The 25,693-nt window shown below is 73.0% G+C and carries 21 protein-coding genes; 15 read left to right on the top strand and 6 right to left on the bottom strand.

The window, feature by feature from the left end; translation table 11 throughout:
- Positions 1-9: 9 nt before the first annotated feature.
- Positions 10-702: an aspartate/glutamate racemase family protein gene (locus ACBR40_RS31840; protein ID WP_371251138.1), complete on the top strand. Its 693-nt coding sequence runs from the start codon at positions 10-12 to the stop codon at positions 700-702.
- On the opposite strand, the gene vanY-N is transcribed toward ACBR40_RS31840, so the two are convergent.
- Complete coding sequence (gene vanY-N / locus ACBR40_RS31845) at positions 699-1,259, bottom strand: D,D-peptidase/D,D-carboxypeptidase VanY-N (RefSeq protein ID WP_371251139.1); 561 nt, start codon at positions 1,257-1,259, stop codon at positions 699-701. The genes ACBR40_RS31840 and vanY-N overlap by 4 nt on opposite strands.
- 203 nt (positions 1,260-1,462) lie before the next feature.
- On the opposite strand from vanY-N, the gene ACBR40_RS31850 reads away from it, so the two are divergent.
- The 3 genes from ACBR40_RS31850 (at position 1,463) to ACBR40_RS31860 (ending at position 4,438) form a co-directional block, all read left to right on the top strand.
- On the top strand, positions 1,463-2,137 hold the full coding sequence (locus ACBR40_RS31850) for a response regulator (RefSeq protein WP_371251140.1): 675 nt from the start codon (positions 1,463-1,465) through the stop codon (positions 2,135-2,137).
- Between the two features lie 7 nt (positions 2,138-2,144).
- Positions 2,145-3,623 (top strand): ATP-binding protein, encoded by a 1,479-nt coding sequence (locus ACBR40_RS31855; RefSeq protein ID WP_371251141.1) that lies wholly within the window; start codon positions 2,145-2,147, stop codon positions 3,621-3,623.
- A gap of 248 nt (positions 3,624-3,871) precedes the next feature.
- Positions 3,872-4,438 carry a hypothetical protein gene (locus ACBR40_RS31860; RefSeq protein WP_371251142.1) on the top strand — a complete coding sequence of 189 codons (567 nt, stop codon included), beginning with the start codon at positions 3,872-3,874 and terminating at the stop codon, positions 4,436-4,438.
- Here the strand turns inward: ACBR40_RS31860 and ACBR40_RS31865 are convergent.
- Positions 4,413-4,721 carry a hypothetical protein gene (locus ACBR40_RS31865; RefSeq protein WP_371251143.1) on the bottom strand — a complete coding sequence of 103 codons (309 nt, stop codon included), beginning with the start codon at positions 4,719-4,721 and terminating at the stop codon, positions 4,413-4,415. The genes ACBR40_RS31860 and ACBR40_RS31865 overlap by 26 nt on opposite strands.
- A gap of 95 nt (positions 4,722-4,816) precedes the next feature.
- On the opposite strand from ACBR40_RS31865, the gene ccmA reads away from it, so the two are divergent.
- Together ccmA and ACBR40_RS31875 are read left to right on the top strand one after the other, a co-directional pair.
- Positions 4,817-5,440 carry a heme ABC exporter ATP-binding protein CcmA gene (gene ccmA, locus ACBR40_RS31870; RefSeq protein ID WP_371251144.1) on the top strand — a complete coding sequence of 208 codons (624 nt, stop codon included), beginning with the start codon at positions 4,817-4,819 and terminating at the stop codon, positions 5,438-5,440.
- Between the two features lie 77 nt (positions 5,441-5,517).
- On the top strand, positions 5,518-7,263 hold the full coding sequence (locus ACBR40_RS31875; protein ID WP_371251145.1) for a DUF6297 family protein: 1,746 nt from the start codon (positions 5,518-5,520) through the stop codon (positions 7,261-7,263).
- Here ACBR40_RS31875 and ACBR40_RS31880 read toward each other — a convergent pair.
- On the bottom strand, positions 7,233-7,742 hold the full coding sequence (locus ACBR40_RS31880; protein WP_371251146.1) for a GNAT family N-acetyltransferase: 510 nt from the start codon (positions 7,740-7,742) through the stop codon (positions 7,233-7,235). The two genes, ACBR40_RS31875 and ACBR40_RS31880, sit on opposite strands and share 31 nt — an antisense overlap.
- 58 nt (positions 7,743-7,800) lie before the next feature.
- On the opposite strand from ACBR40_RS31880, the gene ACBR40_RS31885 reads away from it, so the two are divergent.
- Positions 7,801-8,097, top strand: coding sequence for a hypothetical protein (locus ACBR40_RS31885; RefSeq protein ID WP_329582922.1), 297 nt, complete (start codon positions 7,801-7,803; stop codon positions 8,095-8,097).
- Complete coding sequence (locus tag ACBR40_RS31890) at positions 8,094-8,513, top strand: thioesterase family protein (RefSeq protein WP_344204894.1); 420 nt, start codon at positions 8,094-8,096, stop codon at positions 8,511-8,513. The genes ACBR40_RS31885 and ACBR40_RS31890 overlap by 4 nt, the downstream gene beginning before the upstream one ends.
- A 6-nt stretch (positions 8,514-8,519) precedes the next feature.
- On the opposite strand, the gene lepA is transcribed toward ACBR40_RS31890, so the two are convergent.
- Entirely contained in the window at positions 8,520-10,349 is a 1,830-nt protein-coding gene (gene lepA, locus ACBR40_RS31895; RefSeq protein WP_344204895.1) for a translation elongation factor 4, read from the bottom strand.
- A gap of 56 nt (positions 10,350-10,405) precedes the next feature.
- On the opposite strand from lepA, the gene ACBR40_RS31900 reads away from it, so the two are divergent.
- From ACBR40_RS31900 to ACBR40_RS31930, 7 genes are all read left to right on the top strand, one after another.
- On the top strand, positions 10,406-10,783 hold the full coding sequence (locus tag ACBR40_RS31900) for a hypothetical protein (protein WP_344204896.1): 378 nt from the start codon (positions 10,406-10,408) through the stop codon (positions 10,781-10,783).
- 717 nt (positions 10,784-11,500) lie between these two features.
- Positions 11,501-11,770 carry a 30S ribosomal protein S20 gene (gene rpsT, locus ACBR40_RS31905; protein ID WP_344204897.1) on the top strand — a complete coding sequence of 90 codons (270 nt, stop codon included), beginning with the start codon at positions 11,501-11,503 and terminating at the stop codon, positions 11,768-11,770.
- 197 nt (positions 11,771-11,967) lie between these two features.
- A complete protein-coding gene (locus ACBR40_RS31910) occupies positions 11,968-15,018 on the top strand; it encodes an FtsX-like permease family protein (RefSeq protein ID WP_371251147.1) in 3,051 nt (1,016 codons plus the stop codon).
- Complete coding sequence (locus tag ACBR40_RS31915; RefSeq protein ID WP_371251148.1) at positions 15,015-17,600, top strand: FtsX-like permease family protein; 2,586 nt, start codon at positions 15,015-15,017, stop codon at positions 17,598-17,600. Before ACBR40_RS31910 ends, ACBR40_RS31915 begins: the two co-directional genes overlap by 4 nt.
- A 25-nt stretch (positions 17,601-17,625) precedes the next feature.
- The gene (locus tag ACBR40_RS31920) at positions 17,626-18,555 is read left to right on the top strand and encodes an ABC transporter ATP-binding protein (protein WP_371251149.1); all 930 of its coding nucleotides are present in this window, start codon (positions 17,626-17,628) and stop codon (positions 18,553-18,555) included.
- Positions 18,545-19,249 carry an ABC transporter ATP-binding protein gene (locus ACBR40_RS31925; RefSeq protein ID WP_329582946.1) on the top strand — a complete coding sequence of 235 codons (705 nt, stop codon included), beginning with the start codon at positions 18,545-18,547 and terminating at the stop codon, positions 19,247-19,249. Before ACBR40_RS31920 ends, ACBR40_RS31925 begins: the two co-directional genes overlap by 11 nt.
- Before the next feature lie 81 nt (positions 19,250-19,330).
- Entirely contained in the window at positions 19,331-21,694 is a 2,364-nt protein-coding gene (locus ACBR40_RS31930; protein WP_371251150.1) for an ExeM/NucH family extracellular endonuclease, read from the top strand.
- A 633-nt stretch (positions 21,695-22,327) separates the two neighbouring features.
- On the opposite strand, the gene holA is transcribed toward ACBR40_RS31930, so the two are convergent.
- Positions 22,328-23,299 (bottom strand): DNA polymerase III subunit delta, encoded by a 972-nt coding sequence (gene holA, locus ACBR40_RS31935; protein WP_371251151.1) that lies wholly within the window; start codon positions 23,297-23,299, stop codon positions 22,328-22,330.
- Positions 23,300-23,523: 224 nt separating this feature from the next.
- Positions 23,524-25,581 (bottom strand): ComEC/Rec2 family competence protein, encoded by a 2,058-nt coding sequence (locus tag ACBR40_RS31940; RefSeq protein ID WP_371251152.1) that lies wholly within the window; start codon positions 25,579-25,581, stop codon positions 23,524-23,526.
- Positions 25,582-25,693: the final 112 nt, after the last annotated feature.

The raw sequence follows: 25,693 nt of genomic DNA on the forward strand, positions 1-25,693 counted from the left end.
CGGAGTTCCATGCGCGCCATCGGCCTCATCGGCGGGTTGAGCTGGGAGTCGACGGTGATCTACTACCAGATCATCAACCAGCGGGTACGCGAGCGGCTCGGCGGCAGCCATTCCGCCGACAGCCTCATCTGGTCGGTCGACTACACGACCGTCGAGGACCTCATCTTCGCCGACCGCTGGGACGAGGTGAGCGCGCTGCTGGCCGACGCCGGCCGGAAACTGCAGAGCCTCGGCGCCGGCGTCCTGCTCGTCTGCAGCAACACCTTCAGCCGGGTGAGCGACGACGTGGCGCGCGCCGCGAGCGTGCCCGTGCTGCACATCGCCGACGTCGTGGGCGCCGAGGTCCGGGCCAGGGGGATGCGCAGGGTCGGTCTGCTGGGCACCCGCTTCACCATGGAGCAGCCCTTCTACCGGGACCGGCTGGCCGCCCACGGCTTCGACGTGGTCGTCCCGCCGCGGCAGCAGCGGGAGCTGGTCCATCGCGTGATCTTCGACGAGCTGGTGCGCGGGGTGCTCAGGGAATCGTCCAGGGACGCGTTCGCCCGGATCATCGCCGGCCTCGCGGACCGCGGAGCGGAGGGTGTCATCCTCGGCTGCACGGAGATCGAGCTCCTGATCACCGAGAAGGACACCCCGGTTCCGCTGCTGCCGAGCGCGCGGCTGCACGCGGAGGCCGCGGCCGGCTTCGCCCTGAGCGGCTAGTTCCCGATGACGTGGCCCGCGCCCGGATGGGGCCGTCGTGGTGGGGGCGTGCCGCCGCACTCCGGGCGGTGCTCGAAGTGCCACCATTCGTTGTCGTACAGGCGGTAGAGGTCGTAGCGGGCGCCGTGTTCCTCCAGCCACCGCGCGCCCTCATGGGGACGGACGTCCAGCGCGACGCCCTTCACGTGGCCGGACTCCGCCGGCGGCAGCACGAGCATGCGTGCCGAGGCCGGGGAGCCGGAGCGGCGGACCTCCTCGTCGAACATCCGCTGCTGGACGGCGGGGTCGCGGTAGCCCGAGGTGAGGCCGATGAGCTGGCGGTGCCGCCAGAGCGCCTCGGTGCGCGCCGCGGTGAACGCCGCCCTTGCGCCCTCGGTGAGCCCGGTCAGGTCCTCGGCGGGGAAACGCATCGCCAGCACCCAGCCGCAGGCCAGCTCGCGGGCGTGGCCGGGACGGCGGACGAACGCCACGGGCAGCAGCAGCACGGCGAGCACCAGCGTGACGGCGGCGTACAGCCGGTCCCGGGGCCGAGGTGGGATGGTGCGTGGTTCGTTCATGGCGAACTACGATTGGCGCCGAATGTGCGCGCGTCGTCAGCCGTATGTCACCGTTCGTCGACGCGTTCGTCGACGGGGACCCTCGCTCGTGCGACCGTGACACAACCATGACATGGCGCTGACGGGACGAGGACACGACCGGCCGACAGTGGTTGGGGTCGACCGACGGGCGAGTTACGGAGTGTGCGGTGAAACCCGGGGGCATGTCGCGAATACTGCTCATCGAGGACGACCCGGCCGTGCGGGAGGGCCTTGAGCTGGCGCTGTCCCGGCACGGGCACCGGGTGCGCGCGGTGGAGTCCGGCGAGCAGGGGCTGGACCGGCTGCGCGCGGACGTCCCCGACGTCGTCGTGCTCGACCTGATGCTGCCCGGCATGGACGGGTTCGAGGTCTGCCGCCGCATCAGGGCCACCGGGAACGTGCCGATCATCATGCTGACCGCGCGCGGCGACGACATGGACGTGGTGGCCGGGCTGGAGTCGGGCGCCGACGACTACGTGGTCAAGCCCGCGCAGCCCAGGGTGCTGGAGGCCCGCATCCGCGCGGTGCTGCGGCGGATCGGCCGCGAGCAGGCCGAGCTCGAACGGCACGGCGACCTGACCATCGACCGGGCCGGGCTGGTGGTCGGCAAGCGCGGCGAGCCGGTCAGCCTCGCCCCGACCGAGCTGCGCCTGCTGCTCGTGCTCTCCAGCACGCCCGGCCGGGTGCACAGCCGCCAGCAGCTGCTGGAGTCGGTGTGGGAGCACGGCTACTTCGGCGACTCGCGGCTGGTGGACGCGTGCGTGCAGCGGTTGCGCGCGAAGATCGAGGACGACTCGGCGGCGCCCGTCTACGTGCAGACGGTGCGCGGGTTCGGCTACCGGTTCGGGCCGGTGTGAGCCCGCGGTGGCCCCTCGACCGAGCCTGGGGCTGCGGGCCCGGCTGCTGTTCGCTTTCGCGCTGCTGTGCGTGGTCACCGCGGCGGCGGTGGCCGGCGGGAGCTACGTCCAGGCCCGCAACGCCATCCTGGAGCGGACCCAGGACGCCGCGGTGCAGGCGCTGACCAGCCGCCTGCAGGCGCTCTACCCGCTGCCGACCGCCACGCCGGACCAGGAGGAGCTCGCCGAGATCGCCGCGGCCGCCCAGTCCGACTTCTCGGTCGCCGTCTACGGCGAGCGGTACGCGCCGGTCCGCCCTCCCCAGCCACCGGCGCCGGGGCACGAAGGCCCGGGGCCGGAGGCTCGGGTGCAGGCTCTCTCGGTGATCTCGCCGGAGATGCGGCGGACGGTGGCCGGCGGCCGTACCGCGTGGCAGCGGGTGGCGTGGCAGGGCTCACCCTGGCTGATCGTCGGCATGCCGCTGCTGGTCACCGAACGGGGTAGGCCGGCGCAGCCGTCCGGCATCGAGGTCTACGTCGCGCGCAGCCTGCTCGCCGAACAGCGCAGCATCGACGAGCTCGCCACCCGCGCCTGGCTCACCGGCGGGGCGGCGCTGGCGTTCGCGGTCGTCCTCGCGTCGCTGGCCACCCGCGGCGTGCTGGGCCCGGTACGCGAACTGGGCCGGGCGGCGCGCCTGCTGGGCGAGGGCGAGCTGCGGACCAGGATCGAGGTCCGGGGCTCCGACGAGCTGGCCGACGTGGCGCGTACGTTCAACAACACCGCCGCCGAGCTGGAACGGCACGTCGAGCAGCTGCGTGCGATGGAGGCCGACGCCCGCCGGTTCGTGGCCGACGTGTCCCACGAGCTGCGCACCCCGCTGGCCGCGCTCGCCGCGGTCGCCGACGTCCTCGACGAGGAGGCGGCCCGGCTGCCCGAGCCCGCCGCCAGGGCCGCCCGGCTGGTCAGCCAGGAGACGCACAACCTCACCGGCCTGGTGAACGACCTGATCGAGGTCAGCCGGTTCGACGCCGGCGTCGCGGCCCTCGCGCTGAACGACATCGACGTGGCCGAGCTGGTGCACGCGACCCTGCGCGCCCGGGGCTGGCCGGATCGGGTGGAGGCCGAGCTGCCGTCCGGGGTGACGGCCCGGCTGGACCCGCGCCGGGTGGACGTCATCCTCGCCAACCTGGTCGGCAACGCTCTGCGGCACGGCGAGCCACCGGTGTCGGTGCGCCTGTCCGCCGACCCGGAGTGGATCGAACTGCAGGTCCGCGACCACGGGCCGGGGCTGGACGACGCGGTGCTGCCGCATGTGTTCGACCGCTTCTACAAGGCCGGCGCGGCCAGAACTCGGTCCGAGGGCAACGGCCTCGGCCTGGCCATCGCCCGCGAGAACGCCCGCCTGCACCAGGGGGACATCACCGTCACCAACGCCGAGGACGGAGGCGCCATCTTCACCTTGCGCCTGCCCCGCCGATCCTCCGATCCGGAGGAGGACCCGGCATGAGAACCCGGCATGAGGACCCGGTTCACCGCTTCCACCCCACCGCACCTCACACTCGCACGGAGACCCGGCATGAGGACCCTGTTCACCGCTTCCACCCCACCGCACCTCACACTCGCACGGAGACCCGGCGTGAGGACCCGGTTCACCGCTTCCACCCCACCGCACCTCACACTCGCACGGAGACCCGGCGTGAGGACCCGGTTCACCGCCTCGCCCAGCCAAGCAGGCAACCCCGACGGAGGTTCGGTGTGAGGATTCGGTTCGCCCGGCGCGTGTTCGCTGCGGACTTCGTCGGGCTCGTGGTGGGCTTCGTCGCGCTTGTCGCCGTGGCGGGGTGTGGCGTGCGGCCCAGCGATGTCATCCTCGCCGGTGACCCGCCGAGCGGGCCCGTTCAGCATGCCACGACGGTCACCCTCTACCTGGTCAAGGACGGGCGGCTCAGCGTGGTGGCACGGCCCGACGGGCGGCTGACCCCGGCGGACACGCTCGCGCTGCTGGCGGCCGGCCCCACGCCGAGGGAACAAGCGCACGGGCTCACCTCCGAGGTCCCGCCCGACGCCGGCCCGTTCTCGCTGACCGCCGGCCCGGCCGGCCAGCTGGTGGTGACCCTGTCCGCTCCGGCCGGTGAGCTGTCGGCTCCGGCCGTCGACCAGATCGTCTGCACAGCCGCTGCCACGATGCGGGGCAGCTCCGCACAGGTCACCGTGGTCGGCGCCGGCCGGAGCATCGGCCCCCGGACTTGCCCGTCCTCCCCTCCTGACGCTGCGGACGGGCCGAGACGGCCGCCTTCTACCGTATCCCCCCGCCCGAGTTGAGCTGCGACTCGTCGTCGAACCCGGCGAGCTGTAACAAGGTCTCCAACGCCGCCTGCCGCGTCTCCTCGACCGAGCCGCCCCGCTCGCCGAAACACTCGGCCGCCACGTCGAGCAGGGCCGTGACCACCGCGGCGTCGGGATAGGGCACGTCGACCAGCACGGTGCCGTCCGCCCCCTCCTCGCTCGCCGCAGGGTCGAGATGCCGGCTCAGCAGCCGCCTGGCCTCCTCCGCCACAGCGACCCCCAGCACCGCAGCACGCTCGAAGCGCTCAGAAGCAATCATGCCGACCTCCAGTCGCACAGGTGTTCGGAACAGAAGGTAGACGACCGCACCGACAGAATCGCCTGTGCGCACGGGGATCTGGCTAGGCTCGAACGGTGGACGAGCCGATCATCAGTGTCGAGAACCTCACGGTCGAGCTCGGCGGCAATCCCGTGCTGCGCGAGCTCACACTGACCGTGTCCCCAGGCGAGATCGTCGCGGTCGTGGGCCCGAACGGCTCCGGCAAGTCGACGTTGCTCCGCACCCTCGCCGGGCTCCAGCCGGTCTCGGGCGGCGAGGTACACGTGTTCGGGGCCCCGCCGGTGGACGACGCGGCGTTCTGGCGCAGGGTGGCGCATCTCGGCGACGAGCCCGCCTGGTACCCGGGGCTGACGGCGGGCGAGCATCTGGAGCTGATGGCGGCCGTGCATCCGCGTGCCCGGATGGACGCCGGGACCGCGCTGAAGGTGTTCGACCTGGTGGAGCGGGCGGACGCGGCACCGCTCAACCTGTCCACCGGGCAGCGGCAGCGGCTCGCGCTGGCGGCCACGCTGCTGAGACCGAGCAGCGTGCTGCTGCTGGACGAGCCGGAACGCGGCCTGGACCTCGGGTTCCGGCTGCGCCTGGCGGAGTTGCTGACGGCGTACCGGGACGAAGGCGGCACCGTGGTCATGGCCACGCACGATTCCGGCCTGGCCGCGCACGGGCGGCTGATCTCACCGGCGGGGATGGCGGCGTGAGCGGGGACGGCGTGAGCGCGGGCGGCGGCGTCGGTGCTGGTGCTGGCGCTGGTGGCGGCGTCGGCGCTGGTGGCGGCATGAGTGTGGGCGGTGGCGTGGGTCAGGGGCAGGGGCAGGGTGGCGTGCGGGCGGTGCGCGGGTTCCTGCGGGCCCGGAGCCGGACCCGATCGACGTCGCTCGACCGGTACGTCACCCTCTTCTGCCTGCTGATGTTCGCCGCCGTCGCCGGGCAGCCGGTGTCGGAGCTGCTGACCGACCTGGCCGGGGCGGCGGGGGCCGTCGAGCCGGCCCGCATGGGGGCGGGGGTGGCGCTGCTGGCGCTCGGGCTGGCCGGGTTCCTGGCCCTGGCGCGGGCCGCCGGGCCGGTGATGATGACGGCGCCGGACGCGTCCTGGCTGCTGCTGTCGCCGCTGGACCGCAGGCAGGTGCTCGGGCGTACCGGGCGGGCGCTGCTGATGGTCGCCGTGGCGGCGGGGCTGGTGCTCGGGCTGGGGCTGGTGGCCGTGCTGGGCGCGCCCGACCAGCTCGCCTGGCGGGTGCTCGGCGCGCTGGTGCTCGGGGTGTCGGCGAGCCTTGGCGCGATGGCGCTGGCCGTGCTGGCGCGCGCGTCCCAGTCGTGGCAGGTGTGGCTCGTCGTGGCGATGGTCGCGCTCCTGGTGGTGGCCGTGATGGCGGTCAGCGGCCAGGCCCGTACGGTGCTCGCGATCGCCAGCGGCGCTCCCCTGACCGCCGTGGCCGTCGCCGCCTCGCTCGCGGCGGCGGGCTCGGCCCTCCTGGCGTGGCAGGCGTGGCGGGCGTTCGGCCGGATCCCGGCTCGGGAGATCGCCGCCTCCTCCACGCGGGGCGGGCACGTCGCGGACGCGGCCACGGGGGTCGATCCCAGTGCGCTCACCTGGATCGCCGAGGACAACCACTGGCGGGGCAGGAGGCTCAGGTCGCGGAGGTGGCCGGCGCTGCCGGCGGCGTTCGCGACCGCCTGGCAGGACTGGAGGCGGCTTGCGCGGCGGCCGGGACGGCTGGCGTTCACGCTGGCCACGGCCGGGCTGCCGGCCCTCCTGGCGCAGGCGGGCGGCGCGCCCGGCATGCTCGGGGTGGTGGTGCTGGCGGGCGGGCTGGCGGTGGCGGCCTCCGCCGCGACGGGGGCGCGCCGCGACGCCGCCAACCCGGCCCTGGCCCGGCTCCTCGGCATCGGCCACCGATCGACGCTGGCGGCGCGTGCGGTGCTGCCCGCCCTGCTCGCGGCCCTCTGGACCTCGGCCGCCCTCGCGGGCCTCACTCTGACGGCCGCGCCGCCGTCCCCGGCCCCTGCCGTGGTCCAGGCGACGAGCAGCGCTGCCCCGGTGGCGGGCGCTCCGGCGCACCAGTCGAACGCCGCCGGGCCGGAAGCGAGCGCCGCAGGAACAGGAACGGGCGTCCCAGAGCACGGACCGAGCGCCGTCGTACCCGGAGCGGGCGCCCCAGGGCACGGGCCCGGGACGGGCGCTCGCGAGGCGAGTGTCGCCGGGGGCGGTGAGGGCGTTGCCGTGGTGGTGTTGTTCGGGGTGTTGGCGGCGCCGGGGTTGGCGGCTGGGGCGTTGCGGGTGGTGCGGCGGCGGCCGGTCGATCATTCGCTGCCCGTCATCGACACGGGCGCGGGTCCGGTCCCCCTTGGTCCCGTCCTCTGGGCGGTCACCGGGCTCGACCTGGCTCTCGTCGGGTGCCTGCCCGCTCTCCTCGCGTTGTCCACCGCTCCCCCGCAGCCGGGCCCGTACCTGGCGGCCCAGGCCGTGACGGGGGCGGCGGCGCTGGCGGGCTACGTCCTGCGGGCCGGCAGGGCGACGTAGACGTAGCTGGGCACGCCCCCGTACGGGATCGCGCGGTCCCGGCGCATCCCCGCGCGCTCGGCCACCCGGAGCGAGCGGGTGTTGACGTCGCGGATGACCGCGACGACCGTCCCTAGTGGGCCGCCGACGCGCAGCGCCGCTCTGACCAGCTCCACGGCGTACCCGTGGCCCCAGGACATCGGATGGAATCGGTAGTAGAGGTTGAGCACCTCGGCGCCGTCCACGACGGCGTGCCGGAGACCGCCGACGCCGATGAGGTCCGGCGACGTCAGCGGCCGGGCGGCCCAGTAGCCGAGGCCGCGTTCGGCCCAGTCGGCCAGCCACAGGTCCAGCATCGCGCGGCTGGACTCCAGGTCCGGGGACGGGCCGGCCGGGTTGTACACGCTGGTACGCGGATCGGAGTGAAGCTCGTGCACGGCCTCCAGGTCGTCGGCCGTGACGCGAGATAGGAGCATTCGCGCCGTTTGCACCACTTCCATGGTTCCAGCGTAGCCCCACCCATCGAAAGGCAATCGGTACCGATCGAAGGAGCGATCGATGGACGTTCCGAAGATCCAGAACGCGCTGCGGACCATCGCGCGCGGCCTGGAGGAGCTGGCCGGGGCGCTCGGCGACGAGCAGGAGGCCGGCGAGGACGAGCGCACCGCGCGGGTCATCAGGGAGTGGGGGCGGCGAGGGCTCACCCAGAAGGAGGCGTCCGCGCTGTTCCAGCGGCACGGGTTCGCCCCGCAGACCACCGGCGGCTGGGCGCGCGGTGAGTGGGTGGAGCTCGGCGACGACGGCCTGCGCTACCTCACCGCGAAGTCGCACGCCTGGCTGGAGGGCCGGCCGTGACCTTCTCCGTACGCGTCGCCGTACGCGGCTACGAGCTCGACACGCAGGGCCACCTCAACAACGCCGTCTACCACCAGTACGGCGACCACGCCCGCTGGGAGTGCCTGCGCGCCGCGGGCATCGAGCTCGGCGAGATGCTCGCCGCCGGCATCGGCCCGGTCACCCTGGAGAACACCATCCGCTTCCGCCGCGAGCTGCGCGGCGGCGACGAGGTGGACGTGACGTGCGCGTTCGAGTGGGGCGCGGGGAAGACGTTCCGGGTCAGGCAGGAGTTCCTGCGGGTGCGGGACGGCGCGCAGGCCGCCGCGCTGACCGGCGTCGGCGGCCTCATGGACCTGCGCGAGCGCCGCCTGCTCGACGACCCGGGGGCGCGCTGGCGAGCCCTCGCCCGCGCGCCCGAGGTGCTCAACCTCTGAGACCGGCTACTTTTTCGGCTTGTCGGAGCTGGACTCGGTGGACAGCGCGGCGACGAAGGCCTCCTGCGGCACCTCGACGCGGCCGACCATCTTCATCCGCTTCTTGCCTTCCTTCTGCTTCTCCAGCAGCTTGCGCTTACGGGAGATGTCACCGCCGTAGCACTTGGCCAGAACGTCCTTACGGATGGCCCGGATGTTCTCGCGGGCGATCACCCGGGCCCCGATGGCGGCCTGGATCGGCACCTCGAACTGCTGCCTCGGGATCAGCTCGCGCAGCTTCTTGGCCATGTCGACGCCGTAGGTGTAGGCCTTGTCCTTGTGGACGATCGCGCTGAAGGCGTCGACCGGCTCGCCCTGGAGCAGGATGTCGACCTTGACGAGGTCGGCCTCCTGCTCGCCGGCCGGCTCGTAGTCGAGCGAGGCGTAGCCGCGGGTGCGGGACTTGAGCTGGTCGAAGAAGTCGAAGATGATCTCGCCGAGGGGCAGCGTGTAGCGGATCTCGACGCGGTCCTCCGACAGGTAGTCCATGCCGAGGAGCTGGCCGCGCCGCCCCTGGCAGATCTCCATGATCGCGCCGATGAACTCGGACGGCGCCAGGATCGTGGACTTGGTCACCGGCTCGTGGACGGTCGCGATCTTGCCGCCGGCCGGGAACTCCGACGGGTTGGTGACCGTGAACTCCTTGCCGTCCTCCATGACGACCCGGTAGATCACGTTGGGCGCGGTGGAGATGAGCGACAGGCCGAACTCGCGCTCCAGCCGCTCGCGCACGATCTCCATGTGGAGCAGCCCGAGGAAGCCGACGCGGAAGCCGAACCCGAGCGCGGCTGAGGTCTCGGGCTCGTAGACCAGCGCGGCGTCGTTGAGCTGGAGCTTGTCGAGCGCCTCGCGCAGCTCGGGGTATTCGTCGCCGTCGATCGGATAGAGGCCGGAGAACACCATCGGCTTGGGGTGCTCGTAGCCGGCCAGCATGTCGCCGGCGGGCTTGGCGGCCGAGGTGACGGTGTCGCCGACCCGCGACTGGCGGACGTCCTTGACGCCGGTGATGAGGTAGCCCACCTCGCCGACGCCGAGCCCGAGGTCGGCGGGCTTGGGCTCGGGCGAGATGACGCCGATCTCCAGCGTCTCGTGGGTGGCGCTGGTGGACATCATGAGGATGCGCTCGCGCTTGCCCAGGTGGCCGTCCACGACCCGGACGTAGGTGACCACGCCGCGGTAGGTGTCGTAGACGGAGTCGAAGATCAGCGCCCGCGCGGCGGCGTCGGCGACGCCCACCGGCGCGGGGATGGTCTGCACGACGTGGTCGAGCAGCTCGCGTACGCCCTCGCCGGTCTTGCCCGAGACCCTGAGCACGTCGGACGGGTCGCAGCCGATGAGCCCTGCCAGCTCCTCGGCGAACTTCTCCGGCTGCGCGGCGGGCAGGTCGATCTTGTTGAGGACCGGGATGATGTGCAGGTCGGCGTTCATGGCCAGGTAGAGGTTGGCCAGCGTCTGCGCCTCGATGCCCTGGGCCGCGTCGACCAGCAGGATCGCGCCCTCGCACGCCTGGAGCGACCGGGAGACCTCGTAGGTGAAGTCGACGTGGCCCGGCGTGTCGATCATGTTGAGCACGTGGCCGTCCCACGGCAGGCGGACCGCCTGCGACTTGATGGTGATGCCGCGCTCGCGCTCGATGTCCATCCGGTCGAGGTATTGGGCGCGCATGGAGCGGTCGTCGACCACCCCGGTGATCTGCAGCATCCGGTCGGCAAGGGTCGACTTGCCATGGTCGATGTGCGCGATGATGCAGAAGTTGCGGATCAACGCGGGGTCGGTCTGGCCAGGCTGAGTGCGCACCGAAGTCCGTTTCAACAGATTTGAGGTCAGGCAGTCTTCTATGGTGACATGCCCGGATGATTGTCCGGACCGTCATCCGCCGCGGCCTGCGCCTGCTCGCGCTTGCCTTGGTCGTCGTGGTCGCGCTGGCCGGCCTGCTCGCCGCAGCGCTCCGCGTCCAGTTTACCGGTGCCCCGGCCGCGTGGGCGAAGAGCACGGGAGATGACGCTCTGTGGCTGGGGCACATGTGGGTGGACGGCCGGCGCGGGGAGGCGGACGTCGAGCGGCTGGCACGGCGGCTGGGGGCGACGGGAATCAAGGACGTGTACGTCCATTCCGGACCATTCGATGAGGGCGGCCGCCTCGCCCGGCGCTACACCGGGCCGCTGTCCACCTCGGCGCCCCAGATCGAGCCGTACCCCGGTCTGCGCCTGACCGCGCGGGCGCCGTTATGACGTACGTCTCCGGCACGCCCGCCCGGTCCCTCTACGGCGGCCACGTCGCCCGCTAGGCCGAGCTGGCCCTGGACCTGACGCCGGCGGGCAAGCACCTGCTCATCGGCGCGGCCGCCGAGGGCGCCCGCCTGGCGCTGACCGGGCACGGCCCCCGCCAACGTTTCGGCCCGGCCCTCTACGTGGACTTCGCCGCCACCGAGGAGGACTGGCGGGAGTACTTGACATCCTCCCCCTCGTAAACGAGGGGGATTCCCACGGTCACCCGTGAGGGTTCCTGCTTCACTGCCGGTCGCCCGCCAGGAAGGACTTCCCTTGAGGTCTTACACCAGCTCCACAGGCGTTTCAGCTCTCCGCCAGCCCGGCGGCGAGGGTGTTTCTGATCATTCGGCAGGTGGCTTAGTTGTCGCCACCGTCGAACACAATACCGAACCGTGCGGTGTCGTGCGGCGTTTCGACGGCGGTCCGCCTGGCGGCGGATCGCCTGCTCCTGCCCTGCTCCGCAGAGTCCGATTCCTCCCCCGCCTGGAGGCGGGGGTTCCCTCGGAGGTATCCGATGACCGGCTGGATGGCCGTAGACTCGTGACAGCCCATTCGCCCAGGCTGTTGATTTGAGGAGCCGCCTGGGTTATTGGTAATCTGTTCAACTGCGTGTGTGGCGCGCCCTCTCTCGAGCCCGCGCGCCCCATCCATCACTCAGACTTTCACCGAGGCTTCTTCGTGGCGAACATCAAGTCCCAGATCAAGCGCAACAAGCAGAACGAGAAGGCTCGTCTGCGCAACAAGGCGGTCAAGTCCTCTCTGAAGACGGCCGTCCGCAAGTTCCGCGAGGCCGCCGAGCAGGGCGACGCGGCACAGGCCGCCGCGCTGCAGCAGGCCGCCGCCCGCCAGCTCGACAAGGCTGTCAGCAAGGGCGTCATCCACAAGAACCAGGCCGCCAACCGCAAGTCGGCCATCGCCAAGCAGGCCGCCGCGCTGGCCGCCAAGTAAGGCCAAGGCCCGGCGGCACGCCGGGCCTGTCATTGCGGACGCCGCTCCCCTAGGGGGCGGCGTTCTCGTTTTCTCCACGGTTTCGTCACGGTTTCGATATCACACCGCCGTATCGGGTGAGTCACCGTTCCAAAGATCACCTTGATTGCGTCCGGCCCCTCCCCGAAGGTGCACTCAACGGACAAGAGGGGGATCGGATGCGGGGGCCGCTGGTCGTCAAGCGGGCGTTCAGCGAGCCGCTGCTCCTGCTGGCCGCGTTCGGGGCGATCCTGCTGGCCACCACCACGCTGGTGGCGCTGACGATGTACGCCTCCTCCATCGCCGACGCGGGCGTCCGCCGGACGATGGAGACCGCCTCGTTCCGCCAGACCGCCGCCGTCATCAGCGCGCCCGTCACCGCCGAGACCTTCCCCAGGTACGACCGCGCGGTCCGCGACGAGCTCACCCGCGCCTACGGCGCCGCCCCGGCGATCGGCACCAGCTTCCGCTCCGACTCCTACGTGATGCCGGGCCAGGAGGGCGAGCCGCAGCCCGAGCTGCTCAGGTTCGGCAGCTACGACGGGCTCGACCGGCACGCCAGGCTCGTCTCGGGGAGCTGGCCGCGGCCCGGCGGCCCGGCCGTCGAGGCGGCGCTGTCGCTGCCCGCCGCCTCCGCCGCCGGCCTGGAGGTGGGCCGCGAGTTCACCACGAAGGGCCGGCTCGACCCGCGCCCGGTCACCGTGCGCGTGGTGGGCGTCTTCCAGCTCACCGACCCCGCGGGCGAGCGCTGGGCGAACGAGCCGCTGCTCACGCGGGGCGTCGAGCGCGGCGACTTCACCACGTACGGTCCGCTGATGATCCCCCGCGGGACCTTCCTGGCCCGCTTCGCCACCAGCGTCAACGCCACCTGGACGGCCGAGCCCGACCTCGGCGCGCTCACGCCCGAGCGGCTGCGCCCGCTGGCGGCGGCGCTCGGCCAGGTGGGCGAGCGGCTCAAGGAGGGCGGCTGCCCGAGCTGCGTGGCGTCGGGGCGGCTGCCCGAGATCCTCACCCAGCTCGACACGGCGTCCCTGGTGGCGCGCTCGACGATGCTGATCCCGGTGCTGCAGCTGCTGTTGCTGGCCGCGTACGCGCTGATGCTCACCGCCCGGCTGCTGGCCGAGCACCGGCGCATGGAGGTGGCGCTGCTGCGCTCGCGCGGGGCGGGCACCGGCCGGCTGGCCGCGCTGGCCGGGGGCGAGGCGCTGCTGGTGGCGCTGCCCTGCGCGATCGTCGCGCCGTTCCTCGGCCCGCCGCTGCTGGCGCTGGTCGGCGAGCTGCCGTGGATCAGGTCCACGGGCGTGCGGCTCGCGCCGTCTCCCGATCTCGGCACGTTCCTGGTCTCCTCGGCGGTGGCGCTGGCCGCGGCCGTGCTGCTGGCGCTGCCGGCGCTGGCGGGGGCGCGGCGCACGTACGTGGAGGAGCAGTCGGCGCGCGGGCGCGGCGGCGGGCGCGGGCTGGTCGAGCGGGCGGGCGCGGACCTCGCGCTGCTGGCGGTGGCCGGGCTCGCGATCTGGCAGCTGCGCCGCTACGGCGCGCCGGTCACCACGACGGCCGGCGGCGGGCTCGGCATCGACCCGCTGATCATCTCCGGGCCCGCGCTGGCCCTGCTCACCGGCGGCATGCTGGGCCTGCGGCTGGTGCCGCGGGTGTCGAGGCTGGCGGCGCGGCTCACCGCCCGGCGGCGGACGCTGGCCCCCGCGCTGGGGGCCTGGCAGGTGAGCCGGCGGCCGCTCACGTACGCGGGGCCGGCGCTGCTGCTGACCATGGCGATCGCCATCGGCGTGGTCTCCCTGGCCACGGCGGCGACCTGGCGCGCTTCGCAGCTCGACCAGGCCCGGCACCAGGCGGGGGCGGACCTGCGGCTGTCCGGGCCGCCCGACGGGCCGGAGCTGGGCGCGCTCGGCCGCGGCACGGCGTTCACCGCGCTGCCCGGCGTCACCGCCCACTCCCCCGCCTTCCGGGGACAGAGCGAGGTCAGCGGCGAGAGCGCGCTGCTGCTCGGCCTGGACGCGGCCCGGCTCGGCGAGCTGTTCCACCTGCGGGCCGACCTGTCGGAGCAGAGCGTCGCGCAGTTGTCCCGCGCCCTCGCGGGGAGTCGGGCGGGCGGGCTGGCGCTGCCCGGCGAGCCGGCCACGCTGACCGTACGGGCCGAGGCGGACGCCGCGCTGCCGGCCAGGCTGGTGCTCTCCGACGCGCTCGGCGTGTGGCGGGACCTGCCGCTCGGCCCGCTGCGTACCGGTGACAACCAGGTGGAGCTCGACCTGAAGGAGCTGGCCGGGCGGTCAGGGAAGATCAGCTATCCGCTGACGCTGCGCGGCCTGATCGCGGGCGCGTCCCGTGCGGAGGCCACGGTGAAGGTGACCGGGATCAGCGCCGACGGGCGCGAGGTGCCCGCCGCCGCGCTGTCGGTGACGGCGGCCGACCGGCCGGCCGCCGCGGTGTACGGGCCCGGCGCCGCCCCCGGGCCGTTGCCGGTGGTGCTCACCGCGAACCTCGCCGCCGCGCTCAAGCTGGACGCCGGGCAGACCGGACCGGTCAGCATCGACCGGCGGGTGCTCCAGGTGACCGTGGTGGGCGTGGTGGACAGCATGCCGACGGCCGTGGCCGGGCAGCAGGCGCTGCTGGTGGACTGGGGGACGTTGCAGGCGTACGAGCTGGGAGCGGCGCAGCCGCCGAGGCCGGCCACCGAGTGGTGGCTGGCCGCCGCCGACCCCGCCCCCGCCCGCGCCGCGCTGCGCGAGCAGCCCGGCTGGGACGTCAGCGTCGTCGACGAGCGCGAGCTCGCGGCGAGGCTGCGCGACGACCCGCTGGCGAGCGGGCTCCAGGGGGCGCTGATGCTGGGCTTCGGTGCGGCGCTGGTGTTCGCCGGGCTCGGCTTCCTGGTGAACGCGGCCGTCGCGGCGCGTGAGCGGCGGGCCGAGTTCGCGGTGCTGCGGGCGCTCGGCACGAGCGCGCGGCAGATGTTCGGGCTGCTGGCGGTCGAGCAGGCGTTCGTCGTCGGGCTGTCGCTGGTGGCCGGTACGGGGCTCGCCGTGGCCGTCGGAGCGCTGGTGGTGCCGCACATCGTGCTGACCGGGCAGGCGTCGGCCGTCACGCCAGGCGTGCTGCTGGAGATCCCGTGGGGCGCCACGGGCCTGATGCTGGCGCTGGTGGCGGCGGTGCTGTTCGCCATCGTCGCCGGGCTGGCGCGGCGCCTGCGGCGCGGGCAGATCCTGGAGGACCGGTGAGGATCCCGCTGCTGGCCCGGGCGCACGCGGGCGCGCTGATCGTGCTCTTCGTGCTGACCGCGCTCGCCTGCCTGCTGGTCTCGGGGCTGCCCCGGGCCACGCAGGCGGCCTTCGACCGGGCGCTGCAACGCGCGCTGACCGACGCGCCCGCGGTGCGTACGGACCTGACCGTCGCGGGCGAGTCCCGCTCCCCCCGCGACGACCTGCACGAGCCCGCCGCCTTCGCCGAGCGCGAGCGGCGCCTGCGGGCGCTGCTGCCCGCCACGCTGCGCCCGCTGGTCGCCCCCGACGGGCACATGAGCGCCAAGACCACCCTCACGCCCGTCACCGGGACCGGCGGGAACACCTACATCAACCTGGGCTGGCTGTCCGACGCCGACCGGCGGGTGGACTGGGTGGCGGGCCGCGCGCCCGGCGCGCCCTCCACCACGCGCTTCCAGGGGCAGCAGATCCCGTTGTTCGAGGTGGGGGTCGTCGAGGAGGCCCTCGGCCAGATGAACCTCCGCCTCGGCGACACGCGGACGCTCGGCGAGAGCGACTTCGCGGCCGTGCGCATCGTCGGCGTCTTCCGCGCCAAGGACCCCGCCGACCGCTACTGGACCCACAACAACGACATCCTGCACGTCACCAAGCTGCAGCCGCCCGGCAAGCTGGACTTCGAGCTCCACACCACGACCCTCATCCCGGACGCCGGCCTCGCCGCGCTGAGCGGCGAGTCCCGCAACCTGACCTACCGCTGGGTGCTGCCGCTGAACGGGCGGGCCGCGAGCGCGCTCGCCGTGCCCGGCGTCGAGGCGGGGGTCGCCGAGCTCGAACGGGTGCTGACCCTCCAGGCCACGACGTCCGCCCCCTACCGGCTGGAGACCGGGCTGCCCAAGGTGCTCGGCGACTTCACGGCGGCGCTGGCCACCGCGCAGACCGTCATGTACCTGCTGCTCGCCGGGCTGCTCGCGGTCGCGCTCGGCGTGATCGGGCTCGGCGTACGGCTGCTCACCGACCGCCTGGACCGGGCGCTCGCGCTCGCCCGCGCCCGTGGCGGCTCGCTGCGGCAGGTGGCCGGGACGGGCGCGGCGCTCACCGCGGCGGCGGTCGTCCCCGCCGCGCTGGCCGGGTACGCCCTCGCCTTCCTCGTCCCCGGCCCCGTGCTGCCGCTCGCGCATCTCGGACCGGCGTTCGTGCTGGTGGCGGGCGTCGGGTTCGGGGCGGCGCGGGTGGCGCTCGCGCACCGGACGCCGCTGCACGAGCGGCGCGACGACGTGGCCGCGGCCCGGCCGACGGCGCGGCGGATCACGGTGGAGGCGCTGGTCGTGGTGCTCGCGCTGACGGGGGCCTACCTGCTGCGGGCGCGCGGGCTGTCGGCGCAGGCGGGGCTGGATCCGTTCCTGCTGCTGGTGCCGATCGCGCTGACGCTGGCGGCGGCGCTGGTCACGGTGCGGTGCTACCCGTACCCGCTGCGGCTGCTCGTCCGGCTCGCCGCGCGCGGGCGGACGGCGGTGCCGTTCCTGGGGCTGACCAGGGCGGCGCGGGCCCGCGCGGCCGGCGGGCTGCCGGTGCTGATCCTGCTGCCCGCGCTGTCCGTGTCGGTGTTCGCGGCGGTGATCTCGGACGGCATCACCGGTACGCAGCGGCTGGCGTCCTGGCAGCAGGTGGGCGCGCCCATCAAGATCACCTCGACGATCGAGATCCCGGCCGCGACGATCGACAGGATCCGCGCGACGCCGGGCGTCGAACAGGTGGTGACCGCCCAGACCGCGCGGGTGCAGCTCGGCTACACCAGCGAACGCGCCGAGGCCATCGCCGTGGACGTCGCCCAGTGGCGGCGGCTGCTCGCCGGGGCGCCCATCGACCTGCCCGAGCTGCCCGGCGGCCCGTCCGCGCTGGTCTCGCCCGAGCTGCGGGAGCGCGGGACGCTCGACGTCGGCTGGCAGTCGCGGATCAAGGCCACGGTGGCCGGCGCCGTCGACGCGGTGCCCGGCTTCTACCGCACCGGGAAGTTCCTCGTCCTGCCCCTGGACACGTTGACCCGGCCGGCCGTCAACACGCTGCTGATCAAGGGCGACGTCGCGCCGGGCGAGCTGGCGCGGCTGGTCCCGTCGGCCGCCGTCGAGTCCCAGGAGGGGGCGCTGGCCGCCATCCAGGGCGATCCGCTCACCGGCGCGGTCCTGACGACGCTGGTCGTGGTGACCGCGGCGCTGGCGCTCTACGCGCTGGTGGCGGTGATCCTGTCTCTGGTCGTGGGGGCCGCCGACCGGGCCAGGGCGGTGGCGTTCCTGCGTACGCTCGGGCTGTCGGACCGGCAGGCGCAGCGGCTCACCATGCTGGAGGTGCTGCCGATGGTGCTGGTGACGGCGCTCGTCGGGTTCGGGCTGGGGCTGGCGCTGCCGGCCGCGCTCGGCCCCGGCGTCGACCTGTCCGCGTACGCCGGAGACCTGCCCGTCGGCGGCTACTCCCCCGATCTGCTCACGCCGGGCGCTCTGGCGGCCGGGCTGGCCCTGGTCGCGGTGCTCGGCGCGTACGCGCACACCGCGCTCGACCGGCGGCGCGGCCTCGGCGCCGCGCTGCGCGCGGGAGACCTCTCATGAACGCGTTCCTGCCGGAGGACTCACGATGAATCCCACCCTGTCCGAGCTGGAGGCCAAGGCCACGCGCGGGAAGGCGGCCTTCGGCGGCGACGCGCACATCGTCTGCGACAACCTCGTCCGCATCTACAAGACCGAAGGCGTCGAGGTCGTCGCGTTGCAGGGACTCGACCTGGTGATCGACGAAGGCGAGCTGGTCGCCATCGTCGGCGCGTCGGGATCGGGCAAGTCGACGCTGCTCAACGTGCTGTCCGGGCTCGACGTGCCGACCGCCGGGGTGGCCAGGGTGGCGGGCATGGACCTGCTGTCCATGACGCCCAAGGACCGGCTGCGTTACCGGCGGTCGGTGGTCGGGTTCATCTGGCAGCAGACGGCCCGCAACCTGCTGCCCTACCTGAACGCCAAGGAGAACGTCGAGCTGCCGATGAAGCTCGCCGGCGTGCCGCGCAAGGATCGCGGCCGGGCGATGGAGCTGCTGGAGCTGCTCGGCGTGGCCTCCTGCGCCGGGCGGAAGATCCCCGAGATGTCGGGCGGCGAGCAGCAGCGGGTGGCCATCGCCGTCGCCCTGGCCAACTCCCCGCAGCTCATCCTCGCCGACGAGCCCACGGGCGAGCTCGACAGCGAGACCTCGGGGCAGGTCTTCGACGCGCTGCGCACCGCGAACCGGCAGCTCGGCGTGACCGTCGTCATCGTCACCCACGATCCCATGGTGGCCGGGCAGGTGGACCGGACGATCGGCATCCGCGACGGGCGTACCAGCAGCGAGACGCTGCGCCGCGAGGGCGCCGAGGGCGAGATCGTCGCCGAGGAGTACGCCGTGCTCGACCGCGTGGGGCGGCTGCAGCTCCCCCGCGACTTCATGAACGCCCTGAACATGGAGCGCCGGGTGCGCCTCGAGCTGGAGAGCGACCACATCGGCGTGTGGCCCGCACGGGAGGAGCCCTCTGATGAGCGATGAACCGTTGGTCGTGGTGGAGGGGCTGCGCAAGGTCTACCGCAGCGGCCCCAAGGAGGTCGTGGCGCTGCGGGAGGTGTCGTTCGTCGTGCGTCCCGGGGAGCTGGTCGCCGTACGCGGCCGCTCCGGCTCCGGCAAGACCACCCTGCTCAACCAGATCGGCGGCCTGGACCGGCCGGACGCGGGCCGGGTGCTGATCTCCGGCCAGGACGTCACGGCGATGTCCGAGGACGCGCTGCTGGAGCTGCGCAGGGACGTGGTCGGCTTCGTGTTCCAGTCGTTCGGGCTGATCCCTGTGCTGTCGGCGGCCGAGAACGTCGGGGTGCCGATGCGGCTGGCCCGGATGCCGGTCGAGGAGCGCGAGGCCCGCGTCCGGATGCTGCTCGCCCTGGTGGGCCTGGAGCAGCACGCCAACCAGCGGCCGTTCGAGCTGTCCGGCGGCCAGCGGCAGCGGGTGGCGATCGCCAGGTCCCTGGCGAACCGGCCCCGCCTCCTCGTGGCCGACGAGCCGACGGGGCAGCTCGACTCGCAGACGGGGCGGCAGATCATGGAGCTGCTGCGGGCGCTCGTGCGCAGCGAGGGCGTCACGGCGCTGGTCGCCACCCACGATCCCAGCCTGATCACGCTCGCGGACCGGGTCCTGGAGATCAGCGACGGCGTCGTCCACGAGGCCGACCTGGCCGCGCCAGCCGGCTGATCGAGGCTTACGTCCGAAAGTTCACGGCTCGTCTACTCTTTACATAGGGTTCTGGTGGTTTGTCGGTTTACGCTCGCCGACATGCATGCAAAGTCCCGGGTCCCGGTGATCCTCTTAGCGGCCGGCGCCCTCGCCGCCACGTTCGCCGCCCTGCCCGCAACCTCCGCGTCCGCGGCTCCCGCGAACGTGGTCATCAGCCAGGTCTACGGCGGAGGCGGCAACTCCGGCGCCCCCTTCACCAACGACTACGTGGAGCTGTTCAACCGCAGCGCCGCCCCCGTGCCGCTGGACGGCTGGTCGGTGCAGTACACCAGCGCCACCGGCACCGGGAACTTCGCCGCCAACACGGCCGCGCTCTCCGGCACCCTCGCCCCCGGCCAGTACCACCTGGTGCAGCTCGCGGCGGGCACCACCCCGAGCGGCGCGCTCCCCCAGCCCGACAGCACCGGCTCGATCAACATGAGCGGCAGCGCGGGCAAGGTCGCACTGGTCCGCTCCGCCTCCGGCCTGGCCTGCAACGGCTCCACCGCGCCCTGCTCCGACGAGCAGCTCGCGCTGCTCGCCGACCTGGTCGGGTACGGCAGCGCGAACTTCTCCGAAGGCGCCCCGGCTCCCGCACTCACCAACGCGACCGCCGCCTTCCGCAGGAGCGGCGGCTGCGCCGACACCGACGACAACGGCGCCGACTTCGAATCCGCGGCCCCCGCGCCGCGCAACTCCGCCACCGCCCCGGCCCCCTGCGGCGCCGACCCGTCCCCCTCCCCCACAGTGACTCCCACGGCTACGCCCACGGTGACGCCGACCTCCACTCCTTCCGAGACCTGCGACACCCCGGCCACGCACCCGATCTCCCAGGTGCAGGGCAACGGCGAGACCAGTCCGCTCGCCGGGCAGAACGTACGGGTGGAAGGCGTCGTCACCGGCTCCTTCCAGGGCTCCGGCGGGCTCGGCGGCTTCTACCTGCAGTCCCTCACCCCGGACGCCGACCCGGCGACCTCCGAGGGCCTGTTCGCCTTCTCGTCCTCGCCGGTCAAGCCCGGCGACCGGGTGCTCGTCTCCGGCAAGGCCGTCGAGTTCAACGGCCTCACCGAGCTCTCGCCGGTCACGTCGGTGAACGTCTGCGGCACCGGCACGGTCAAGCCCGTCAAGGTGAAGCTGCCGCTCCCCAAGGACGTCACCTTCGAACGGTACGAGAACATGCTCATGACCTTCCCCGACGACCTCGCCGCCTCCGAGGTCTACAACCTCGGCCGGTTCGGTGAGATCACCCTCGCCGAGGACGAGCGGCTGTGGCAGCCGACCGACCGCAAGGGCGTGGACGCCGCGAAGGACGCGCGGCGTACGATCCTGCTGGACGACGGCTCCAACGCGCAGAACCCGGCGACGCTGCCGTACCACACCGAGGGCGCGGCGAGCGTACGGCTCGGCGACGAGGTCGAGGACCTGACCGGCGTCCTCAGCTACGGCTTCGACCGCTACCGCGTGCAGCCGACCAAGCCCGTCGTCTTCACCGCCGAGAACCCGCGCCCCGCCCGCCCCGAGAAGGTCGGCGGCGACGTACGGGTGGCGAGCCTCAACACCCTCAACTGGTTCACCACGCTCGGCTCCCGTGGCGCGACCAACGCCGCCGAGCGGGACCGCCAGCTCGCCAAGCTGGTCGCCACCATCACCACGCTCGACCCGGACGTGGCCGGCCTGATGGAGGTCGAGCGCAACGGCGACGTGGCGCTGAACGCCCTGGTCGACGCCCTCAACGCCAAGGCCGGCGCGGGCACCTACAAGGGCATCACCCACCCGAACCCGGGCACCGACCTCATCCAGACCGCACTGATCTACAAGCCGGGCAAGGTGACCCCGATCGGCGCGGCCCGGTCCTCGGCCGACCCGATCTTCAACCGCCCGCCGCTCGCGCAGACCTTCGGGCCCGCCCACGGCAAGGGCAAGACCTTCACCGTGCTGGTGAACCACTTCAAGTCCAAGGGCTGCACCGACGGCGACGAGACCGCGAGCGGCGCCGATGCTGACCAGGGCGACGGGCAGAGCTGCTACAACGCCAAGCGCGTCAAGCAGGCCCAGGCGGTACTGGCCCTGATCGACGACCTGCGGCTGCCGAACGCGCTCGTCCTCGGCGACCTCAACGCCTACGGCGAGGAGGACCCGATCCACGTCCTCGAGGACGCCGGGCTCACCAGCCTGAGCAAGAAGCACGTCAAGAAGGACGACCGCTACAGCTACGTCTTCGAGGGCCTGTCCGGCGAGCTCGACCACGTGCTCGCCGACAAGGGGGCACGCAAGCTCGTGACCGGCGCCACGATCTGGCACATCAACGCCGACGAGGGCCGGTTCATGGACTACAACACCGAGTTCAACCCGCCCTACCTGTACGCCCCCGACCCGTTCCGCTCCTCCGACCACGACCCGCTCCTGGTGGGCCTACGCCTCTGACCTGAGGCCTGTCCACCTGCCGCCCCTTTGCGCCGACTACCCTCTCCGGCGCAAAGGGGCTCCCCGCCCTGGACACGCAAACAACTCCCCACCAGCCCGGCCCACACTCCAGCAGCATCAGCCACAGCCGACGAGGCCACAGAACCTACAGCAGCGCCAGCGACGGCAACGGCAACGGCAACGGCAACGGCAACGGCGGAAGAAGCAGCGACAACGACGGCAGCAGCACCGAAGGTCACCTACGGTCGCGGCTCGCTGCAATCACCCGCCGGTCCGCCGCCATCCCCAGCCACCTGCCGGTACGGCCCCATCCGCTCACCCGCCGGCGCGCCGCCATCCCCAGCCACCTGCCGGCACAGCTCCATCCGCTCACCTACCGGCGCGGGCCCATCCAGCCACCTGCCGGTACGGCCCCATCCGCTCACCCGCCGGTCCGCCGCCATCCCCAGCCACCTGCCGGCACAGCTCCATCCGCTCACCTACCGGCGCGGGCCCATCCAGCCACCTGCCGGTACGGCCCCATCCGCTCACCCGCCGGTCCGCCGCCATCCCCAGCCACCTGCCGGCACAGCTCCATCCGCTCACCTACCGGCGCGGGCCCATCCAGCCACCTGCCGGTGGGGCTCCACGCGCTCACCTACCGGTGCGGCTCGCCACGATGACCTGCACTGTGTGCTCCAGCGCGTACGCCGGATCCGCTCCCCCGCCCTTGACCTGCTCATCCGCGTCGGCCACCGCCTGGATGGCCCTCGACAACCCGTCCGGCCCCCACCCGTTGAGCTGCCGCTTCACCCGGTCCACCTTCCAGGGCGGCATGCCGAGCTGACCGGCGAGCTGCGCCCCACGCGCGTTGCGCGGCGCCCCGGCGACCTTGGCCAGCGAACGCAACCCGTTGGCCAGCGCGCTCACCAGCAGCACTGGCGCCACTCCCGTGCCGAGCGCCCACCGAAGCTGCTCCAGCGCCTCCGCCAGCCGCCCCTCGATGGCCGAGTCGGCCACGTTGAACCCGCTGACCTCCGCCCGCCCCTTGTGGTAGCGGGCCACGGAAGCCGTACCGATCGTCTTGTCATCGGTGTCGAACGCCAGCTGGCTGCACGCGGCCGCCAGCTCCCGCAGGTCATTGCCCACCGCGTCGAGCAGCGCCTGCGCCGCGTCCGGCGCGATCCCTCGCCCCACCCGCTTGAACTCCCCCTTGATGAAGTCCAGGCGCTCGCCCGCCTTGGTGACCTTGCTGATTGTGATCACCGCGGCCTTGGCCTTCTTCACCCCGTCGACCAGCGCCTTCCCCTTGACCCCGCCGGGGTGCGCCAGCACGAGCACAGTGTCGTCGGACGGCTGCTTGGCGTACGTCACGATCTCCGTGATCACGTCCTTGGGCAGATCCTGCGCGTTCCGGATCACCACCACCGACCGATCCCCGAACAACGACGGCGAGGTCAGCTGGGTCAGCTCCCCCGTCGTCACCTTGCCGCCGACGAGGTCGTGCACCTCGGCACTCGGATCGACGGCCCGCGCCGCCGCGACCACGCCACTCACCGCCCGCTCGGCCAGCAGTTCCTCATCGCCGAGGACCAGGGTCACAGGTGCTGGATCGGTTGCCGCCATGCCAGGCAGCATGCCATGCACCGCCGACAACCCGGTACTCGAACCCCACACCCCACGCCCCTCACTTGGCCGTCGAAGCGAGCCGTCCGGGCGAGGCGGCCGGCACAAGAACCGCTGAGAGATCCGCCGCGGACGTGCCACCCATGCCGACAGCCCTCTGCCAGACTCGCGATCACGGCTTGCGTCTTCTGCAATCTCATCCGCGAGGACTCGGCGATCACCAGCTAGTTGAGGCCACTTGTTCCTCGAAGGCGTGTGCGTCGGAAGGCGAGCCGTCTCCTCAAGGCGCGGCTGTGCCCCAGCTCATCCCCAGGCAGCCTTTCTCCCTGATGCTCGTGGTCCCCGTGGCCGCCGTGGTCCCCGTGGCCGCCGTGATCCCCGTAGCCGCCGTGGCCGCCGTGGCCGCCGTGGCCGCCGTGGCCGCCGTGGTCCCCTTGGTCGCCGCGGTCGCCGCGGCGTGGGCCGTACGCCTTCGGTGCCCTGGGATCACCCCGCGCCACGATCGCCAGGCCGCCGTCGCGCTCCACCACGGCCAGGTCGCCTGATCGGTCAGTCCGGTAGGGCGTGGCACCGATGCGTTGCAACAAAGCGAGCGTGGACGGGGCAGGGTGGCCGTAGTCGTTGTCGGCTCCCACACTGATCAGCGCCGCCCGTGCTCCCAGCGAGGCGAGGAAGGCCGGTGACTGACGGTTCGACCCATGGTGGGGCGTCTTGAGGATGTCGGCGCGTACGGGATGCCGGCGTAATAGCTCGTCCTGGGCCTCGGTCTCCAGGTCGCCGCCGAAGAGCATCGACCCCGCCCGCCAACGGACCCACAGCACCACGCTCGCGTTGTTGATCGTGCTTCCCTCCCCCTGCCCGTGCGCAGGGCCGCCGCCGGCCTCGGGCGCGATGACGCTCACCTCCGACGGCCCGAACCGCCAACCGGTCCCCGGCGCCACCGCCCATTCGGGGATGCGGCGGCGTGCCAGGTCGGCCGAGATGCGGGTGCTCGCCTGCGGATTCGTAGGACGGGAGCTGATGACCACCGCCCCGACTCGCCGGTTCCTCAACACCCCAGGTAGGCCGTTGACGTGGTCGGCGTGCGGGTGAGTGAGCACAAGCAGCGGTACGTCCTTGATGCCGGCTCTTCGCAGGCATTTGTCCATGAGGACCGGGTCCGGTCCGGTGTCCACCACTACGCCCTGCCCGGCTCCGGCCGCGATCACCATGCCGTCGCCCTGGCCCACGTCGCACATGATCACGAGCCATCGGTCCGGCGGCCATGACCCCACGAGCGGGCGGACGACCAGCACCGCCACCAGCGCCGTTCCCGCGAGGGTCAACGCCAGCACGCGCCAAGCCCGACGGCGAAGCACGATCATCACCACGGCCACGGTGACAGCCAGCAGGCCGAGTCCCGCGAGCCCGCTCGGCCACGGGACCGTGGCGAACGGCAGATCGACGGCCCAACCGGCGACCGTGATGATCCAGCCGACGGCGTACCCGGCGGGGATGACCAGCAGCGCGGCGGCGTCCGGCCAGAGCGGCGCGACGAGCGCCGCCCCGAACCCCAGCAACGTCGCCGGCGCCACCGCCGGGGCGACGAGCAGGTTCGCGAGCAATGCCACAGGTGTCACCTGACCCGACATCAGCACGAGGACAGGCGTCACGGCCACCTGCGCCGCCGCAGGCACGGCCACCGCCTCCGCCAGCCAGCGCGGCAGCAGGAGACGGCCGCCTCCCGGTCGCGCATCCTGGTGCTCGGCGGCGTCTTCCTTGTTCGCGGTCGTCCGTGACCAGCGGTCGCGCCAGCGTGGGGCGATGAGCAGGATGCCGGCGGTGGCCGCCACCGACAGGGCGAAGCCGTAGGAGCGGGCCAGCTCGGGAGCGAACAACGTCAACAGCAGAACGGTCGCCGAGAGCGCCGCGAACCCGTCCTTAGCACGGCCCGTGGCCAGGGCTACGCAGGCGGCCAACCCCATGAGGAGCGCTCGCAGGACGCTCGGCGACGGACGTGCCACCACGGCGAAGCAGAGCATGGCAAGGGCGGCGAAGCCGGCTCTCGTGGTGAGGGAGAGCCTGAGCAGGCGGGACAGCGCGAGCGTAGCGCCCGCGACGATGGCGAGGTTGGCGCCGCTCACCGCGTTCAAGTGGTTCAGGCCGGTCTCCTTGAGGTCGGCCGACACCTGGGGGTCCATGCGGGAGACGTCGCCCACCACGAGGCCGGGCAGGAGGCCGCGCTGGTCCGGAGGCAACGCGTCGGCGGCGGTACGCAGGCCCGCTCGCAGACTGCCGGCCACGGTTTGGAGGGGTGACGGGGCCGTCAGTACGCGTGGTGGTCCGCGTACGAGGAGGATCGCCGCCTCCAGGTCGCCAGGGGTGGGTCTGGCGAGGCGGCCGGTGACCTCAACC

It is taken from the genome of Nonomuraea sp. AD125B, from assembly GCF_041402765.1.
Lineage (GTDB): Bacteria > Actinomycetota > Actinomycetes > Streptosporangiales > Streptosporangiaceae > Nonomuraea > Nonomuraea bangladeshensis.

What these genes read in the sequence shown, in the direction of transcription:
- ACBR40_RS31840 (WP_371251138.1), top strand. Translation starts at nt 10, where the DNA reads ATGCGCGCCATCGGCCTCATCGGCGGGTTGAGCTGGGAGTCGACGGTG.
- vanY-N (WP_371251139.1), bottom strand. Translation starts at nt 1,259, where the DNA reads ATGAACGAACCACGCACCATCCCACCTCGGCCCCGGGACCGGCTGTAC.
- ACBR40_RS31850 (WP_371251140.1), top strand. Translation starts at nt 1,463, where the DNA reads ATGTCGCGAATACTGCTCATCGAGGACGACCCGGCCGTGCGGGAGGGC.
- ACBR40_RS31865 (WP_371251143.1), bottom strand. Translation starts at nt 4,721, where the DNA reads ATGATTGCTTCTGAGCGCTTCGAGCGTGCTGCGGTGCTGGGGGTCGCT.
- ACBR40_RS31875 (WP_371251145.1), top strand. Translation starts at nt 5,518, where the DNA reads ATGAGTGTGGGCGGTGGCGTGGGTCAGGGGCAGGGGCAGGGTGGCGTG.
- ACBR40_RS31880 (WP_371251146.1), bottom strand. Translation starts at nt 7,742, where the DNA reads ATGGAAGTGGTGCAAACGGCGCGAATGCTCCTATCTCGCGTCACGGCC.
- ACBR40_RS31885 (WP_329582922.1), top strand. Translation starts at nt 7,801, where the DNA reads ATGGACGTTCCGAAGATCCAGAACGCGCTGCGGACCATCGCGCGCGGC.
- ACBR40_RS31900 (WP_344204896.1), top strand. Translation starts at nt 10,406, where the DNA reads ATGATTGTCCGGACCGTCATCCGCCGCGGCCTGCGCCTGCTCGCGCTT.
- ACBR40_RS31910 (WP_371251147.1), top strand. Translation starts at nt 11,968, where the DNA reads ATGCGGGGGCCGCTGGTCGTCAAGCGGGCGTTCAGCGAGCCGCTGCTC.
- ACBR40_RS31920 (WP_371251149.1), top strand. Translation starts at nt 17,626, where the DNA reads ATGAATCCCACCCTGTCCGAGCTGGAGGCCAAGGCCACGCGCGGGAAG.
- ACBR40_RS31925 (WP_329582946.1), top strand. Translation starts at nt 18,545, where the DNA reads ATGAGCGATGAACCGTTGGTCGTGGTGGAGGGGCTGCGCAAGGTCTAC.
- ACBR40_RS31930 (WP_371251150.1), top strand. Translation starts at nt 19,331, where the DNA reads ATGCATGCAAAGTCCCGGGTCCCGGTGATCCTCTTAGCGGCCGGCGCC.
- holA (WP_371251151.1), bottom strand. Translation starts at nt 23,299, where the DNA reads ATGGCGGCAACCGATCCAGCACCTGTGACCCTGGTCCTCGGCGATGAG.